This window comes from Bariatricus sp. TF06-38A (assembly GCF_027690675.1).
GTDB classification, from domain to species: Bacteria; Bacillota; Clostridia; order Lachnospirales; family Lachnospiraceae; genus Allocoprococcus; species Allocoprococcus comes.
On record NZ_JAQFCE010000009.1, the window covers coordinates 1 to 17,358 of the forward strand.

General features: G+C 41.6%; 14 protein-coding genes. 12 read left to right on the forward strand and 2 right to left on the reverse strand.

From position 1 onward, the window contains the following. Positions 1 to 198 precede the first annotated feature (198 nt). Positions 199 to 582 (reverse strand): hypothetical protein, encoded by a 384-nt coding sequence (locus PG418_RS08735; protein WP_498837303.1) that lies wholly within the window; start codon positions 580 to 582, stop codon positions 199 to 201. A 36-nt stretch (positions 583 to 618) separates the two neighbouring features. Then, on the reverse strand, positions 619 to 1,272 hold the full coding sequence (locus PG418_RS08740; RefSeq protein WP_055158315.1) for a GntR family transcriptional regulator: 654 nt from the start codon (positions 1,270 to 1,272) through the stop codon (positions 619 to 621). A gap of 300 nt (positions 1,273 to 1,572) precedes the next feature. On the opposite strand from PG418_RS08740, the gene proC reads away from it, so the two are divergent. From proC to PG418_RS08800, 12 genes are all read left to right on the forward strand, one after another. Then, on the forward strand, positions 1,573 to 2,367 hold the full coding sequence (gene proC / locus PG418_RS08745; RefSeq protein WP_498837304.1) for a pyrroline-5-carboxylate reductase: 795 nt from the start codon (positions 1,573 to 1,575) through the stop codon (positions 2,365 to 2,367). Between the two features lie 157 nt (positions 2,368 to 2,524). Then, positions 2,525 to 3,115: a TetR/AcrR family transcriptional regulator gene (locus PG418_RS08750; protein ID WP_022220832.1), complete on the forward strand. Its 591-nt coding sequence runs from the start codon at positions 2,525 to 2,527 to the stop codon at positions 3,113 to 3,115. A 14-nt stretch (positions 3,116 to 3,129) separates the two neighbouring features. Continuing rightward, a complete protein-coding gene (locus PG418_RS08755) occupies positions 3,130 to 4,008 on the forward strand; it encodes a DMT family transporter (RefSeq protein ID WP_498837305.1) in 879 nt (292 codons plus the stop codon). A 154-nt stretch (positions 4,009 to 4,162) separates the two neighbouring features. After that, a complete protein-coding gene (locus PG418_RS08760; RefSeq protein ID WP_022220834.1) occupies positions 4,163 to 4,681 on the forward strand; it encodes a peptidylprolyl isomerase in 519 nt (172 codons plus the stop codon). Between the two features lie 366 nt (positions 4,682 to 5,047). After that, positions 5,048 to 5,860: a bifunctional hydroxymethylpyrimidine kinase/phosphomethylpyrimidine kinase gene (thiD, locus tag PG418_RS08765; protein ID WP_022220835.1), complete on the forward strand. Its 813-nt coding sequence runs from the start codon at positions 5,048 to 5,050 to the stop codon at positions 5,858 to 5,860. 4 nt (positions 5,861 to 5,864) lie between these two features. Further along, positions 5,865 to 7,037 (forward strand): putative hydroxymethylpyrimidine transporter CytX, encoded by a 1,173-nt coding sequence (gene cytX / locus PG418_RS08770; protein ID WP_498837306.1) that lies wholly within the window; start codon positions 5,865 to 5,867, stop codon positions 7,035 to 7,037. Between the two features lie 90 nt (positions 7,038 to 7,127). Continuing rightward, positions 7,128 to 7,250 (forward strand): hypothetical protein, encoded by a 123-nt coding sequence (locus PG418_RS08775; protein WP_271817413.1) that lies wholly within the window; start codon positions 7,128 to 7,130, stop codon positions 7,248 to 7,250. A gap of 1,281 nt (positions 7,251 to 8,531) precedes the next feature. Next, positions 8,532 to 9,236: an ABC transporter ATP-binding protein gene (locus PG418_RS08780; RefSeq protein WP_498837315.1), complete on the forward strand. Its 705-nt coding sequence runs from the start codon at positions 8,532 to 8,534 to the stop codon at positions 9,234 to 9,236. Between the two features lie 16 nt (positions 9,237 to 9,252). Next, the gene (locus tag PG418_RS08785; protein WP_498837307.1) at positions 9,253 to 12,900 is read left to right on the forward strand and encodes an FtsX-like permease family protein; all 3,648 of its coding nucleotides are present in this window, start codon (positions 9,253 to 9,255) and stop codon (positions 12,898 to 12,900) included. 230 nt (positions 12,901 to 13,130) lie between these two features. Next, positions 13,131 to 15,194, forward strand: coding sequence for a molecular chaperone HtpG (gene htpG, locus PG418_RS08790; protein WP_022220840.1), 2,064 nt, complete (start codon positions 13,131 to 13,133; stop codon positions 15,192 to 15,194). Between the two features lie 174 nt (positions 15,195 to 15,368). Then, the gene (gene udp / locus PG418_RS08795) at positions 15,369 to 16,142 is read left to right on the forward strand and encodes a uridine phosphorylase (protein WP_055261406.1); all 774 of its coding nucleotides are present in this window, start codon (positions 15,369 to 15,371) and stop codon (positions 16,140 to 16,142) included. Next, a complete protein-coding gene (locus PG418_RS08800) occupies positions 16,143 to 17,339 on the forward strand; it encodes a phosphopentomutase (protein ID WP_055261404.1) in 1,197 nt (398 codons plus the stop codon). It abuts the gene before it with no gap. Positions 17,340 to 17,358: the final 19 nt, after the last annotated feature.

Below are 17,358 nucleotides of genomic sequence, written 5' to 3' on the forward strand. Positions count from 1 at the left end.
GGCATAACCAAGAAGGTAGGACAGGGTAAGGAAGAATGGATGGAGTAAAGATTTAAATTTGTATGTGGTTTTGAAGGTACATGAAAAAAGTAAGGGAGCTGTAGACCGTAAGGGTTTGCAGTTTTTTTATTGCTTAGAGGTGATCAGCCTGGCAAAAAATGCAGAAGAGTCATTCATGCTGTTTAATAAAGATGCAGACTACCAGCTGCATCTTCCACAATTTGTACATGGTATGCAGTTCTTTTTTTTAATAACAGGATACCACGGCTTTACCTGCAGATCCGGTAAGTTATTGAGTTCTAAAATTATAGAATGATAATGATCAGAAAGAGTAATCCGGTCTGAATCATGCTGTTCGATAGTCAGCGGGTAGATGGTTTTTTGATCAGGAGACATACAATTTTGATGTAAAAGAGGGGTATAGATATCTGTACCAATTTGGATAAATTGATCGATGGTGATGATTTTGTAATCATCAGAAGATAACGAAATGATTGCAGGAGACACAGCCAAAGTGTCTCCTGCAGGAATTTTATAAGAGTCAGTAGTAAATTCTCCAATTGGAGTTTCTAGTTTCATCATGTTTTAGCACTTCCTTTAATATCTTATAAATGAAGATTACTCGTTTTTCAGTTCTTCTTTCATGGCGCTGTCTTTTCCCTGCATAAAATGGTCTTTTTTTAGGATTGCAAAAGCTCGCTCATAATCATTTTTACGCATATATTTAACCATTTTTTTCAAATTCTCATTCGTTGGAACGATCCGCATGCCATTTTTCAGCGAATACATACCCACTCTTACCAGCTCTGATAAATTGGATTCATAGAATTTGGTGATCCGGTCATTATTGAAAATGCTGACGATTTCCAGATGCATCTGCGTATCAGCAAGCTCCCACTTGTAAACATCGGAAGCAACCGCACACATATGTACCACTTTTTCTTCAATTCGATAGGAATATTCTTCCGCTTTTCCACCTTCAAAGATCAGTTTAAATGCACTGCCCTCTAAGAGTTCGCGGAGCTGATAAAGTTCATTGATATCTTTATCGGTGATTTCTTTTACAGTCATGGATTTATAATAATCGGTAACGATCAGACCTTCAGACTGCAGCATTTTGAGTGCAGTGCGTACTGGATTACGGCTCATACCGAGCTCTTCTGTCAGAAGTGCTTCGGTAAGAGGCATTCCTGGTGGATAAGTCAGATTCATAATGTTATTTTTGATAATTTCATAAGCCTGATCGGCAAGTGATTTCTTTTTTTCAGCCATGTGAAATCCCCCTCTGTCTGGTGAATATATTAAGTATAACACATTAAAACGGGGTTTGTAAAAAATAAAATTAGGTATATGTAAAGTTGCGTTTAATATAAGAGTACAGACTGATAATTGTATACAATGGTGCATGTATTTTCGACGAAAAACGGCATTTTCTATTGTGAAAATGTTGACTTTAAACAGAGGAAGTGATACATTGAATGCAGAAAGAAATTTGTATACAACTTAAATGATTGTATACAAATTAAAAACGAAAATGTATAAGGTTTTAAGTTCATCAGGAGGAGAAAGACTATGAAATTAGGATTTATCGGAACAGGTAATATGGCAGGAGCAATTATGGGAGGCGTTATTAAAAGTAACGTATTCAAATCGGAAGAAATCATCGGAGCAGATCTTTTTGCACCAGGTCGCGAAAAAGTAAAAGAACTTTATGGAATCAATGTAACTGATAGCAATAAAGAAGTAATTGAAAAGTCAGAAGTTGTTATTTTTTCTGTAAAACCACAGTTTTATGCAGATGTCATTCAGGAAGTAAAAGATCTGGTAAGACCGGAACAGCTTATTATCACGATCGCACCAGGAAAGACACTTGCATGGCTTGCCGAACAGTTTGGAAAAGATGTTAAGATTGTTCGTACAATGCCGAACACTCCGGCTATGGTTGGAGAAGGTATGACAGCTGCCACACCGAATGAACATGTAACAAAAGAAGAACTTGATTATGCATGCAAGATTCTTTCTGCATTTGGTAAAGTAGAAGTTGTGACAGAGCATATGATGGATGCAGTTGTTGCAGTAAGCGGAAGTTCACCGGCATATGTATTTATGTTTATTGAAGCAATGGCAGATGCTGCTGTTGCAGAGGGAATGCCGAGAGCACAGGCATACAAATTTGCAGCACAGGCAGTTCTTGGAAGTGCGAAGATGGTTCTTGAAACAGGAAAGCATCCGGGAGAACTTAAAGACATGGTATGCTCACCGGCAGGAACAACGATTGAAGCCGTAGGTGTATTGGAAGAACACGGATTCAGAAGTGCGGTCATTGATGCAATGAAGGCATGTGTTGATGTTGCAAAAGGAATGTAGATACGATATACTTGTTTACGGGGAAAAACATGTCCACGTAAACCTGAGAAGGACCGGGGCGTATGACGCAGCCGGTCTTTTTTTATCTATTAAGAAAGGTCTTTCCTGATAATAAAAAACGCTCCGCGTGGAACATGATACCATAGGAGGTAGATAGATGGCAGCAAAACAGAATGTAAAGCGGCGGATTGTAGATGCCGCATGGGAATTGTTCTATGAAAAAGGATATGATGATACAACAGTAGATGATATCATTCGTCTTTCTGAGACATCAAAAGGATCGTTCTATTATTATTTCAGCAGCAAAGATTCTCTGCTTGATACATTGTCAACTATTCTGGATGAGAATTATGCAAAGCTTGAAGATGAACTGGATCCGGAAATGAACAGTTTTGATAAACTGATGTATCTCAATTACCGGTCGCATTCATTTATGGAGCAAAAGATTGATGTAGCATTGTTATCATCCTTATATTCAACACAATTGATTGCCAAGGGAGACAGGAATCTTCTGGATCAGAACCGTACTTATTACAAGCTGATCAGCAGGATCATAGAAGAGGGGCATGTGCGAAATCAGATCAGCAGAGAGAAGAGTATCCAGGAGATTACCAAGTATTATTCACTCTGTGAGCGGGCACTGGTATCAGACTGGTGTCTGAATAGGGGAAATTATTCGCTTGGAGAATACAGTAAGGAATATATGCCGATTTTAATGGAACATTTCCGGGTAGATCAGCCTGAATAGAGAAAGGTTTTCATATGAAAGAGAGTCAGAGAAAAGGTTTAATTTCAGTACATGTTGCTGTGGCATTGTTTGGTTTTGTCGGACTGTTTGCCAAGCTGGTAGATCTGCCTGCAGTGATCATCGTGCTTGGAAGGGTATTTTTTTCATCTATTTTCCTCTGGATTTTTCTGCGTTTAAAAAAGCAGAAAATTCGCCTGGAGGAGAAAAGTGATTATTTGTGGATGGTCGGAGCAGGTGCAGTTTTAGCAATACACTGGAGTTGTTATATGCAGTCGATCCAGAGTTCGACGGTTGCAGTTGGTACGCTTACGGTATCAACTTTTCCGGTATTTGTTATTTTTCTGGAGCCATATCTGTTCCATGAAAAACTGAAGAAATCGGATGTGTTTTGTACACTGATGATGCTGGTCGGAGTATTCTTTATCGTACCCGCATTTCAGATGGATAATCAGATTACACAGGGAGTTCTGTGGGGACTTCTGAGTGCATTTACCTATGCAATATTGTCACTGATGAATCGCCGTTTTTCCAGCAGATATCCGGCAACACTGGTGTCGCTTTATGAACAGGGAACTGCAACGATCGTGTTGATCCCGATGATGTTTGTGTTGAAGCCGGTGATTACACTTGCAGATGCAGGCGTATTGATGATGCTTGGAATTATTTTTACAGCAGTTGCACATTCTTTATTTATCAGTGGACTTCGGACTGTGAAGGTAAGGATTGCCGGAATTTTATCCGGACTGGAACCGGTGTATGGGACTTTAAGCGCATTTCTGTTTCTGAAAGAAGTTCCAAGTTTCAGAGAGTGCCTTGGTGGTGTTATCATTCTGGCTGCTGTGTTTTTATCGACACTGAAACCGGAGGAGAAAGCATCTGATGCTCCGGCATGAGAATAAAGAGAAGTTTGAGGATTTTATCTGGCACTGGTTTCTGGTGATCGGATATTGTCTGGAAAATGTATAAAGACTTTCTAAAAACTATTTACGGACGGGAAAAGTTCCGTTACAATAGTTAGAGAAATCAATGAAAAGGAGATTGTATAAAATGGCAAATCCAGTAGTAACATTTGAAATGGCAAATGGCGATGTGATCAAAGCGGAATTATATCCGGAAATCGCACCGAATACAGTAAATAACTTTGTATCTCTTGTAAATAAGGGATTTTATGATGGACTGATCTTCCACCGTGTCATCAGTGGATTCATGATCCAGGGTGGATGCCCGGATGGAACCGGAATGGGTGGCCCTGGATACAGTATCAAAGGAGAATTTAAGCAGAACGGTTTTGCAAATGATCTGAAGCATGAACCGGGCGTTCTTTCTATGGCGCGTGCAATGCATCCGGATTCGGCAGGATCACAGTTTTTCATCATGCATAAGACTTCACCACATCTTGACGGCGCATATGCAGCTTTTGGTAAAGTTACAGAAGGTATGGATGTTGTAAATAAAATTGCTGAGACGGCAACAGACTACAGTGACAGACCGCTGGAAGAACAGAAGATGAAAAAAGTGACTGTTGAAACTTTTGGAGAGGCTTATCCAGAACCAGAGAGAGTTTAACAGGAGTTACAAAGCAGACAACACTTGGAGAGACAGAATAATAAAGACGGGGGAGCCGGTGAAAGACAGACTGAGAGGAAGCAAAAGAGCATCGCTCCTTTTTACCTGATACGGATCATGCCGTTGCAGGAAGTCATATTGATTTTTTTCAGAGACACTTGTGCATGGCAGGTGTTTCTTTTATTTCATAGGAAATTCCGAAGGAACTTCCTATGAAATAAAAGGCACTGCGTGCCGGAGATGCGCACTCGCACGAAGATGAAGAATGTCGCAAGCGACCGTGCTCGGCGCGAGAATGTGCCAAGGCACATTCTTTTTATACAAAATATTTAGGACAATTATGGAAAAAGAGAGGAAGAGAGTTAAATGAGAACAGCACTTACAATTGCAGGAAGCGATTCAAGCGGAGGAGCAGGTATCCAGGCAGATATCAAAACAATGATCAGTAACGGAGTCTATGCTATGAGCGCAATTACGGCTCTTACTGCACAGAATACAACCGGAGTTACCGGAATTATGGAGGTAACGCCGGAATTCCTAGGAGAACAGCTGGATAATATTTTCACGGATATTTACCCGGATGCAGTGAAGATTGGAATGGTATCTTCAAGTGGTCTGATCACAAAGATCGCAGACAAATTAAAAGAATATGATGCGAAAAATATTGTAGTTGATCCGGTTATGGTAGCAACAAGTGGAGCAAGACTGATCAGCGAGGAAGCGATTGATGCGCTGAAGAGCTGCCTGCTTCCGATGGCAACCGTTCTGACTCCGAATATCCCGGAAGCAGAAGTGCTTGCAGGTATGAAAATCCAGTCGCAGGCGGATATGATAAGAGCAGCAGAAGAGATCGGTACCAAATATCACTGTGCAGTTCTTTGTAAGGGTGGGCATCAACTGAACGATGCCAATGATCTGCTGTGGAGAGATGGTGGATATAAGTGGTTCTACGGAGAGCGGATCGACAATCCGAACACGCACGGAACAGGATGTACTTTATCCAGTGCGATCGCATCAAATCTTGCAAAAGAATATGATTTGGATGAGTCAGTAGAACGTGCGAAGAAATATATTTCCGGAGCACTTGCAGCAATGCTGGATCTTGGTAAGGGCAGTGGTCCGATGAATCACGGATTTGCAATTAAAAATGAATATACAGAAAGCAAAGTGGAGGAATAGAAGTATGAATGAAAAGAGAACCTCTATCTTTGAAAATGGACTGATCTGGTTTGGGGCAGGCGTGTCCCTTGCAGAGATCCTGACCGGTACTTACTTTGCGCCGCTTGGTTTTTCGAAGGGACTTCTGGCAATCATTGTCGGACATATTATCGGATGTACGATGCTGTTTCTTGCCGGTGTGATTGGTGGAAAGACAAGGCGCAGTGCGATGGAAACCGTAAAAATGAGTTTTGGAGAGAAGGGAGGAGTTTTTTTCTCTTTTCTGAATGTGCTCCAGTTAGTAGGATGGACGTCAATTATGATCTATGATGGTGCACTTGCAGCTAATGGAGTGCTTCATACCGGCAGATGGATGTGGTGCCTGGTGATCGGAGCCCTGATCATTTTATGGATCGTAATTGGAATTACAAATCTTGGTAAGATCAATACTGTTGCGATGGCAGCATTATTTATCCTGACACTGGTACTTAGTAAGGTGGTATTCGGTGACGGATCCCAGGTCGTAGCAGGCGGAGATGCTATGTCCTTTGGTGCGGCAGTTGAGCTTTCCGTTGCTATGCCTCTTTCATGGCTTCCATTGATTAGTGATTATACAAGAGAAGCAAAAGAACCGGTAAAGGCAACGGCAGTGAGTGCAATTATTTATGGAATTGTAAGCTGCTGGATGTATGTGATTGGTATGGGAGCAGCTATTTATACCGGCGAATCAGATATTGCTAATATTATGGTAAAAGCGGGACTTGGAATTGCCGGTCTTTTGATCATTGTCTTTTCTACCGTGACAACCACTTTTTTGGATGCATATTCCGCAGGGATTTCAGCGGAATCCGTGTTTGCAAAAATCAATGGAAAATATGCAGCGATTCTGGTTACTGTAGTCGGAATGATCGGAGCAATCCTATATCCGATGGACAATATTACGGATTTCCTGTATTTGATCGGATCGGTATTTGCACCGATGATCGCAATCCAGATTGCAGATTTCTTTCTTTTAAAAAGAGTAGACAGCCTTGGTGTGTCGCTGGATAAAATGAATGGAGGAATCTGGATTCTTGGATTTATACTTTATCGTATTCTGATGAATGTGGATATTCCGCTTGGAAATACACTCCCGGATATGGTCATTACCATCGTGATCTGTATTCTTGCAAGAAAATGTATAAAGACAGAAAAATAGCTTTGAAAGAAAATGGAAATGCCGTGTTGACATTTCCATTTTCTTTTGACAGAACATGTAGCGATCTACAGAAGAGAGGCGGAAAAATGAATGCTGATGCCTGGAAACGTGGTAAAAGTTTATAAGAAAGAAGTTTTGGATAATTTAGTTAGCGGATGGAATAAAGTGGGATTTTTATTCTGCAAAATATATATGGGAAAAAGAGTTGGGTAAAATGAAAAAAGAGCTTACGACATATGATCGGGGGAAATGTCGTAAACTCTTTTTTCTGTAATTTCATTAAAGGAGAAATGAAAATAAAAAGTATCAAAATACTGAAAACGTCTTATTTGGTTTTGATTCCTAATCAAGTGGGGCAATTGTGACTGACTAAGATGCCGCCCCACCGAGGAATTCTTATCTAGTTGTTATCTTCAAGCTGATATTATAATACCAAGAGGCTTGGAATTTGTATATTCGCAAAAAAAACAAAAGAAAAAAGCTTTGAAAAATAAAATTGTGCAAAATAACAGGGGTAAAATCAATTTATACAAAAGGTTATTTTGAATTTGGAAATTGATAATAAAATTTGCATAAATGCAAAAAAAATGAGTGCAAATGATTTTTCTATAAGAACAAATGTGTTTTCAAGAAGGAATTATGAATGCTTATTATAAATGTCAATATAAAAAATTTTTCGAACATGAGGAGACCGATATGAAAATCCTGAAATAGAAAAAGAGCTTACGACATATGATCGGGGGAAATGTCGTAAACTCTTTTTCCAATAATTTCATTAAAGGAGAAATGAAAATAAAAAGTATCAAAATACTGAAAACGTCTTATTTTGTTCGGTTAAGTGTTATCCTTAACTTGTTTTTATAATAGCATTTGCAGGGAGTTTTGTATATTCGCAAAAAAAACTAAAAGAACTGCAAAGTTAAAATAAAATTGTGCAAAATAACGAAGTGCAAAACAAGATTGACAAAAGAATGTAAAAAAAGGAAATTTTAACGGTAAAAATATATAATGTCTAATAATTAACAAGAAGTTACAGAAAGTTACAAGGAAAACTGTAATTTTTGAAAGTATATTCCGGAAGCAGGGTGGGAAAAACAGAGGAGGATACTGTTTGTGAATGCCGGAAAGATTCAGATAATGGAAAAAGAGCTTGCGCCATATGATCGGGGGAAATGTCGTAAGCTCTTTTTCTGTAATTTCATTAAAGGAGAAATGAAAATAAAAAGTATCAAAATACTGAAAACGTCTTATTTGGTTTCGTTAAGTGCTATCCTTAACTTGATATTATAATACCATGTGTATGCTCTTCTGTAAATTCGCAGAAAAGACAAATGTTACAAAAATGATACTGTAAAATTGTGCAATATAGCCAAAAACGGTGCAAAAAATGGAAAATGTGAAAGTTTTATAATCTTACGACTTCATATTTGATTTGCTTTTCCAATATGTTAAAATTAAAAAAAGCAGAAAATTTTACAGATAAGGGGAAAGATGATGAAAGAATTTGTTGAAATGCGGGATGTCCGTAAGATTTACCGTATGGGTGAAGTTGAGATTGCCGCAGCAGATGGAATTGATTTTCAGATAAAAAAAGGTGAATTTGCAGTTGTGGTAGGCCCAAGTGGTGCGGGAAAAACGACAGTGCTTAACATTCTGGGGGGAATGGATACGGCAACAAGTGGAGAGGTCTGGATCGATGGAAAGAATATTGTAAAGTATTCGTCGAGGCAGCTTACTTCCTATAGAAGGGATGATATTGGATTTGTATTCCAGTTTTATAACTTGATTCCGAACCTGACGGCGCTTGAAAATGTAGAGTTGGCACTGCAGATCTGTAAGGATCCGTTGGATGCGGAGATGGTTCTTAGGGAAGTGGGACTGGCAGATCGTATGAAGAATTTCCCGGCACAGCTTTCCGGTGGGGAGCAGCAGAGGGTATCGATTGCGCGTGCACTGGCAAAGAACCCGAAGCTTCTTTTGTGTGATGAGCCGACAGGGGCGTTGGATTACAATACCGGTAAGGCAATATTAAAGCTTTTACAGGATATGTGTCGTGAACGAGGGATGACAGTGATCCTGATCACACACAACTCAGCGATCACACCGATGGCAGATCGTGTAATTAAGATGAAGAATGGAAAAGTCGGAAGCATGAAGCTGAATGAAAGACCGGTTCCGGTAGAGACGATTGAATGGTAGGTGGACGTAAAGACCGATGAAGAAAAATATTTTACGCAAAGACTTTATAATAGAAATAAAAAAGACGATGGGACGGTTTGTATCAATCTTTTTTATCGTGGCATTGGGTGTCGCATTTTATTCGGGAATCCGTGCATCAGAGCCAAGTATGCGGATCACTGCAGATCAGTATTTTGATGATTCGGAGCTGATGGATCTGAAGGTAATGGGAACCATGGGACTTACCAAAGCGGATATCAAAGCGATTGGAAAGGTATCGGGAATTGAAGCTGTAGAAGGCGGATACAGCAAAGACGTGCTTTGCCCGGTTGGAGACAATGAAAAGGTTGTCCATATGCTGAGCATGCAGAAGAATTTTGATCAGGTTTCGCTTGTGGAAGGCAGGCTGCCGGAAAAAGCAGGAGAATGTCTGGTGGATGAAGATTTTCTGAGCTATACAGACCTGAAGGTTGGCGACACGGTAACTTTCCATTCCGGCGATGGAGAGGCATTGACGGATTCGCTGGTTACAGATACATATAAGATTGTCGGGATTGGGAACAGTCCGCTGTATATTTCATTTGGAAGAGGAAGCAGTACGATCGGAACCGGAGAGATCAGTGGATTTGTTGTAGTGGATAAAGCTTCTTTTGACATGGATGTTTATACGGAAGCTTATGTGAAGGTGAGCGGTGCAGAAGAGAAAACGGCATTTACTGATGAATACAATAATCTGTCGGATGCAGCAAAGGAAGCCGTGAGTGCAATCGAAGAAGAACGCTGTGCAGTCCGCAAACAGGAAATCGTAGATGAGGCAAATGAAAAGCTTGCTGATTCAGAGAAGACAGTGAATGAAAAATCGCAGGAACTGGAGGATGCGAAAAAAGAGCTGGAGAGTGGGAAAAGCAAGGCAGCCGAAGAACTGGAAAAAGCAAAGCAGCAGCTTACGGATGGAGAAGCAGGGCTTGCGGATGCAAAGCAGCAGATCGCAGATGGCGAGACACAGCTTGCCGATGCAAAAGCGCAGCTGAATGATAAGCAGGCACAGCTTGATTCAGCGGAGGCACAGTATGAATCCGGAAAAGCACAGTTGGATCAGAAAGAACAGGAGCTTGCAGATGCGGAACAGGTTTATCTGAGCAATTACTCGAAATATATGCCGATCATTACGGCGGGGAAGGAACAGATTCCAGCAGGAAAGTCACAGATCGCGGATGGGAAGAAACGGTTGGACGAGGGACTTGCACCGCTTAATCAGCTGAAAGACGGACTGGCTGGGATTGAAGATGAAATCAGCCAGTGTGATTCGGGGATTGCGGAATTGCAGAAGCAGATAAATGACGGAGATACATTATATCAGGAATACACAAAGATCTCAGAGCCTGATAGAACGCCAGAGCAGCGAGTATATCTGGAAAGCTGGAGTGGAGTCCGACAGGGACTGGAAGCAAAGCTTGCTGGTATAAAGGAGCAGAAAGCACCACTTGAAGGTAAAAAGAAGGACTTGCTAGTGCAGATGAACAAGGCAGGTTTTGCCACAGAAGCAGACCTGGAGGCACAGATTACCAGCCTGACTAAGCAAAAAGCAGATCTGGATGCAAAAGAGAAAGCACTTCTTCAGCAGGAGCAGACACTTGCCGCACAGGAAGAAGAGCTGTTAAGTGCAGGCAGACAGATTACAGATGGCAAGAGTCAGATCGCAGCAGCCAGATCCCAGCTTGACAGCACAAAATCGCAGATCACGGACGGAAAAGCACAGATCCTGTCTGCATGGGCACTTCTGAATGAAAAAGAGGGCACTTTAAATGCAAGTAAAGCACAACTTGCATCCGGTGAACAGGAGCTTGCGGATGGCCGGAGTGAATATGAGCAGGCAGCAAAAGAAGCGGAAGAACAGATCACGGACGGACAGGTGAAGATCACAGACGGAGAAAAGCAGCTTGCGGATGCAAAGCAGCAGATCGCAGACGCAAAGGCTGAGATCAAAAAAATCGAAAATCCGAAGTGGTATGTGCAGACGAGAGAGGATGCACTGACGGAATATCAAGGATACGGAGATAATGCAGACCGCATGCGTTCTATTGGAAAAGTGTTCCCGGTACTCTTTTTCCTGGTGGCAGCATTGATCAGTCTGACAACGATGACACGAATGGTAGAGGAGCAGAGAGTCCAGATCGGAACGATGAAGGCACTCGGTTACGGAAAAGCTGCAATTGCAGGGAAATACATTGGTTATGCTCTGATTGCAACGCTTGGCGGAAGTATTTTCGGAGTACTGGCCGGGGAAAAGATCCTGCCGTTTATCATTATTTATGCTTATATGATCCTGTATAAGCATCTGCCGGCGATCCTGGTACCGTACCATATGAGCTATGCACTCCAGGCTTCGGGAATCGCAGTTGCCTGCACACTGATCGCTACGATCGCATCCTGCTACAAAGAGCTGGCAGCAGAACCGGCAGAGCTGATGCGTCCGGCAGCACCGAAGCAGGGGAAGCGGATTCTTCTGGAGCGGATCGGAATTATCTGGAAGCATCTGAATTTTACATGGAAATCGACCGTGCGGAATCTGATCCGGTATAAGAAGCGATTCTTTATGACCATTTTCGGAATCGGAGGCTGTATGGCACTGATGGTAGTCGGATTCGGACTGAAGGACTGTATCTATGAGATCGTCAGCCTGCAGTATGAGAAGGTGCAGTTCTATGATGCGGCAACCTACATGAGTGACGACATATCCGAAGAGAACAGACAACAGCTCCATGATTATCTGGATCAGAATGCAGATATAAAAGAGACGATCGAAGCGCGGATGCAGAAGACCGATGTAAAATCTGCATCCGGTAAAAAGACACTTTATCTGATGGTGCCATCGGATAATGAAAAGATTGAGGACTTTTTAAGCTTCCACAGCAGGACCAATAAGGACGAGGTTTATTCACTGAAAAAAGACGAAGTGATTCTGACTGAGAAAATGGCATCCCTTCTGAATGTAAAGGTGGGAGATGAGCTTACAATCGAGGACGAGGACAGGGGAGACCAGACGGTGACGGTTGGCGCCATCTGCGAGAACTATATGGGCCATTACCTGTATCTGTCACCGGAAAAATACGAGGAATTATATGGTGTACCGGCAGGATATAACACGATCATCTACAGTGTAAAGGACGGAAAGGATGATCAGATCGAGAAGATCGGAACAAAGCTTCTGTCGATGGATGGAGTACTGAATGTAAGTTATACCAGCAGTATTGAAGGAAGGCTGGATGACATGCTGCGAAGCCTGAATCTGGTCATCGTGGTACTGATCGTATCTGCCGGAATGCTGGCATTTGTGGTACTGTACAATCTGAACAATATCAACATCACCGAGCGTCAGAGAGAGCTTGCAACCTTGAAGGTTCTGGGATTCTACGACGGAGAGGTTGCCTCTTATGTATACAGAGAGAATATCCTGCTGACGATCATTGGATCGGTTGTGGGTATGGTGCTTGGTAATCTGCTTCACCGGTATATCATCCTGACGGTTGAGGTGGAAGAGGCGATGTTCGGACGTCAGATACACTGGCAGAGTTATCTGTACAGTTTCTTGTTTACTGTAGCATTTTCTTTATTTGTAAACTGGGTAATGTTCTACAAGCTGAAGAAGATCGATATGGTGGAATCTTTGAAGAGCGTGGAGTAAAAGCTTTTGCAAGTGTATGTCAAAGATTTCTTATAGACGGTATACAAAGAATCGGAAAATATATTTCACAGAAAGTTTATATTCTTCACAGAATTATTAGCACTCTTGCCAAAAGAGTGCTAATTTTCTATTGACATTTAGAAATCAGGGTATTAAGATATTTCATAGACAGAAAAATACGGTATTTGAAACCGTAAAAAGATAGAATATGAAATTTAGGAGTGATAAAAATGGCAGCAAAAAAAGGTAGTCTTTCAATCAGCAGCGAAAATATTTTCCCGATTATTAAGAAATGGGTATATTCCGATCATGATATTTTTGCAAGAGAGCTTGTATCCAATGGATGCGACGCGATCACAAAATTAAAGAAGTTGGACATGATGGGAGAATATACACTTCCGGATGATTATAAAGGAAAGATCCAGGTTATTGTAAACCCGGAAGAGAAGACTTTGAAATTCATCGATAATGGTCTTGGTATGACTGCTGATGAAGTAGAAGAATATATCACACAGATCGCATTTTCAGGAGCAACCGAATTCCTGAACAAATACAAAGATAAGACAACAGAGGACGATATGATCGGACACTTTGGTCTTGGATTCTACTCTGCCTTCATGGTAGCTGATGAAGTTCATATTGATACCCTTTCTTATAAAGAAGGTGCAAAACCGGTACACTGGGTAAGTGAAGGCGGTACAGAGTATGAGATGGAAGAAGGGGATAAAGAGGAAGTTGGTTCTGAAATCACCTTATTCCTGAACGAAGATTGTGTAGAATTTTCAAATGAATACAGAATCCGCGAAGTCCTTGAGAAATACTGTTCATTCATGCCGGTAGAGATTTTTGTATCCAAAGCAAATGCAGAACCGGAATATGAGACGATCCCGGAGGATGAAGTCCTGGATACCGATACGGTTGTTGAACATATCCATGAAGACGCCAAGATGGAAGAAAAAGAAAATGAGAACGGTGAAAAAGAAATGGTTGAAGTTTCACCGGCATCCGACAAAGCAAAGATCGTGAAACGCCCGGTATCGATCAGTGATCCGGCGCCGCTGTGGACAAAGCATCCAAACGAATGCAGCAAAGAAGATTATATTGATTTCTACCGGAAAGTATTTATGGATTACAAAGAACCTCTGTTCTGGATTCATCTGAACATGGATTATCCATTCAACTTAAAGGGTATCCTGTACTTCCCTAAGATCAATACCGAATACGATTCCATTGAAGGAACCATCAAATTGTACAACAATCAGGTATTTATCGCAGACAATATCAAAGAAGTTATTCCAGAATTCCTGATGGTATTAAAAGGAGTCATTGATTGTCCGGATCTGCCGCTTAACGTATCACGAAGCGCACTGCAGAATGATGGATTCGTACAGAAGATCTCCGAATACATTTCCAAGAAAGTTGCTGACAAGCTTTCAGGAATGTGCAAGACAGATAAAGAAAACTATGAGAAATACTGGGATGACATCAGCCCATTTATCAAATTCGGCTGCCTGAAAGATGAAAAATTCTGCGAGAAGATGAGCGATTATGTTCTGTTCAAGAACCTGGATCACAAGTATATGACACTCAAAGAATGCATCGAAAAAAATGGCGGAAAAGCAGAACCGGAGGAAAAGACTGAGGGTGAAAATGCAGAGCAGTCAGCAGAAAAGAAAGAAACAGAGAAGACAACAATCTACTATGTAACAGATGAACAGCAGCAGAGCCAGTATATCAATATGTTCAAAAAAGAGGGACTGGACGCAGTGATCTTGTCACATAATATTGATTCTCCATTTATTACACAGATGGAGCAGAAGAACGAACATATCAAGTTCCAGAGAATCGATGCAGATCTGACTGATCACTTCAAAGAAGATGTATCTGAAGAAGAAAAAGAAGCATTCAAAGAAAAAACTGACAGTCTGGTCGAAATCTTCCGCAAAGCACTTGGCAATGACAAACTGGAAGTAAAAGTGGAAAAGATGAAAGATGAAAATGTGGCATCTATGATTACACTTTCCGAAGAATCACGCCGTATGCAGGAAATGATGAAGATGTATGGAATGTCAGGCATGGATCCGTCTATGTTCGGAACCAATGCAACCCTGATCCTGAATGCAAATCATCCGCTGGTAGAATATGTTGTAGCACATAAAGATGGCGAAAATACAGAAATGTTCTGCCATCAGTTATATGACCTGGCAATGCTGGCACACAAGCCACTCAGCCCGGAAGAGATGACAGAATTTGTGAAACGCAGTAATGAAATTATGATGAAACTGGCAAAATAATCTTGCTGTAGATACCCGGAAAAGCCTGAACCATTCAGATTCCCATTTTCGCTTATGCGAAAAGGTCTGAATGGTCAGGCTTTTTTGCTGTATTTGGAAATACTTTTCACAAAGTGTTGGTGAACTTCCTGGTCTTTTATAGTATAATATAACAAAAGAGAGGCGGTGGATACGATGAAGAATTATTCAAAGGATATAAGCAGACAATATCATATTCAGGTGGCCAACGGGGAAGTCGGCCGTTATGTCATTCTCCCGGGAGATCCAAAGCGCTGCAAAAAAATAGCACAGTATTTTGAAGATCCGGTGATGATTGCGGATAACCGGGAATTTATCACTTATACAGGAACTTTAGATGGCGTAAAGGTAAGTGTCACATCTACCGGAATTGGGGGACCATCAGCAGCAATTGCGATGGAAGAATTAGCCAGATGTGGAGCTGATACGTTTGTACGGATTGGAACCTGCGGTGGGATACAGCCGGAAGTAAAAAGTGGGGATATTGTAGTTGCTACGGGTGCCGTCAGAATGGAAGGGACTAGCAAAGAATATGCGCCGATCGAATATCCAGCAGTGGCAGACCTTATGGTGGTGAACGCACTGGTCAGTGCTGCGAAGGAAAAGGACTGTGAATTTTATACCGGAGTGGTACAGTCAAAAGATGCATTTTACGGACAGCATGAGCCGGAGATGATGCCGGCAGGTTATGAACTGATCAATAAATGGGAAGCCTGGAAGAAACTGGGATGTCTGGCATCAGAGATGGAGACGGCAGCACTTTACATTGTGGCAGCAAAGCTTCATGTACGCGTGGGTGCGTGTTTCCTTGTAATGGCAAATCAGGAAAGAGAAAAACTGGGACTTGAAAATCCGGTAGTACATGATACAGATATGGCAGTACAGGTGGCAGTGGAAGCCATCAGAAAGTTAATCAAAGAGGATCGGTAAATGAAAGAAACAATATATAAACGAATCTTTGTGATCGTTCTGGATTCGCTCGGAATTGGTGCAATGCCTGATTCTGAGAAATTCGGTGACAGGGATGTAGATACATTTGGTCATATTTTAGACAGAATGGGAACACTGGAGATTCCAAATCTTCAGAAGCTTGGTATGCTGAATCTGCATACCGGGGGAAAGATGTATGGAATCGAGAGTCCGATTGGAAAAATTACCAGACTGAAAGAGGCGAGTAACGGAAAAGATACGATGACCGGACACTGGGAAATGATGGGAATTTATACAGAAAAACCATTTAAAACCTTTACCGAACATGGATTTCCACCGGAACTGATCGCAGAACTGGAAAAACGTTGCGGGAAAAAAGTGATTGGAAACCGTAGTGAGAGCGGAACAAAGATCATTGAAGAACTTGGGGAAGAAGAAATTGAAACAGGAGCAATGATTGTCTATACCTCTGCGGATTCTGTATTGCAGATTTGTGGAAATGAAGAGACATTTGATCTGGCAAATCTGTACCGGTGTTGTGAGATCGCAAGAGAGATCACGATGAAGGATGAATGGCGCGTGGGACGAGTCATTGCAAGACCGTATGTAGGAAAGAAAAAAGGTGAATTTAAAAGAACCAGCAACCGCAGGGATTATGCACTTGAGCCGACCGGAAAGACTGCACTTGACGCACTGAAAGATGCGGGAAAGGATGTGATCGCAGTCGGAAAGATCCATGATATCTTTTGCGGGGAAGGAATCACAGAATCGTATCATTCCAACAGCTCCGTGCATGGAATGGAGCAGACCATTGAGATTTGCAAAAAAGATTTTGACGGACTGTGCTTTGTAAATCTGGTTGATTTTGATGCACAGTGGGGACACCGGCGCGATCCGGTTGGCTACGGACATGAGATTGAGAGATTTGATAAAAATCTTGGAATTTTGCTGGATGATCTGCGGGAGGATGATCTTCTTATTATTACCGCCGATCATGGAAACGATCCGACCTACACAGGAACCGATCATACACGGGAATATGTACCGTTTTTGGCGTATTCCAAAAAGATGGATGAGGGTGGCGTGATTATGGAGAAAAATACCTTTGCAGTGATCGGGGCAACGGTCACAGATAATTTTGGTGTAAAAATGCCGGAAGGAACGATCGGGCATTCGATTCTGAATGAACTTATTTAGCAAGAAAAAGCAGGAAAAA

Bases quoted from the DNA above. Each gene is read 5' to 3' on its own strand.
- PG418_RS08755 (WP_498837305.1), top strand. From the start codon at position 3,130: ATGAAAGAGAGTCAGAGAAAAGGTTTAATTTCAGTACATGTTGCTGTG.
- PG418_RS08760 (WP_022220834.1), top strand. From the start codon at position 4,163: ATGGCAAATCCAGTAGTAACATTTGAAATGGCAAATGGCGATGTGATC.
- htpG (WP_022220840.1), top strand. From the start codon at position 13,131: ATGGCAGCAAAAAAAGGTAGTCTTTCAATCAGCAGCGAAAATATTTTC.
- PG418_RS08750 (WP_022220832.1), top strand. From the start codon at position 2,525: ATGGCAGCAAAACAGAATGTAAAGCGGCGGATTGTAGATGCCGCATGG.
- proC (WP_498837304.1), top strand. From the start codon at position 1,573: ATGAAATTAGGATTTATCGGAACAGGTAATATGGCAGGAGCAATTATG.
- PG418_RS08785 (WP_498837307.1), top strand. From the start codon at position 9,253: ATGAAGAAAAATATTTTACGCAAAGACTTTATAATAGAAATAAAAAAG.
- PG418_RS08800 (WP_055261404.1), top strand. From the start codon at position 16,143: ATGAAAGAAACAATATATAAACGAATCTTTGTGATCGTTCTGGATTCG.
- PG418_RS08775 (WP_271817413.1), top strand. From the start codon at position 7,128: ATGCTGATGCCTGGAAACGTGGTAAAAGTTTATAAGAAAGAAGTTTTG.
- PG418_RS08780 (WP_498837315.1), top strand. From the start codon at position 8,532: ATGAAAGAATTTGTTGAAATGCGGGATGTCCGTAAGATTTACCGTATG.
- PG418_RS08735 (WP_498837303.1), bottom strand. From the start codon at position 582: ATGATGAAACTAGAAACTCCAATTGGAGAATTTACTACTGACTCTTAT.
- udp (WP_055261406.1), top strand. From the start codon at position 15,369: ATGAAGAATTATTCAAAGGATATAAGCAGACAATATCATATTCAGGTG.
- PG418_RS08740 (WP_055158315.1), bottom strand. From the start codon at position 1,272: ATGGCTGAAAAAAAGAAATCACTTGCCGATCAGGCTTATGAAATTATC.
- thiD (WP_022220835.1), top strand. From the start codon at position 5,048: ATGAGAACAGCACTTACAATTGCAGGAAGCGATTCAAGCGGAGGAGCA.
- cytX (WP_498837306.1), top strand. From the start codon at position 5,865: ATGAATGAAAAGAGAACCTCTATCTTTGAAAATGGACTGATCTGGTTT.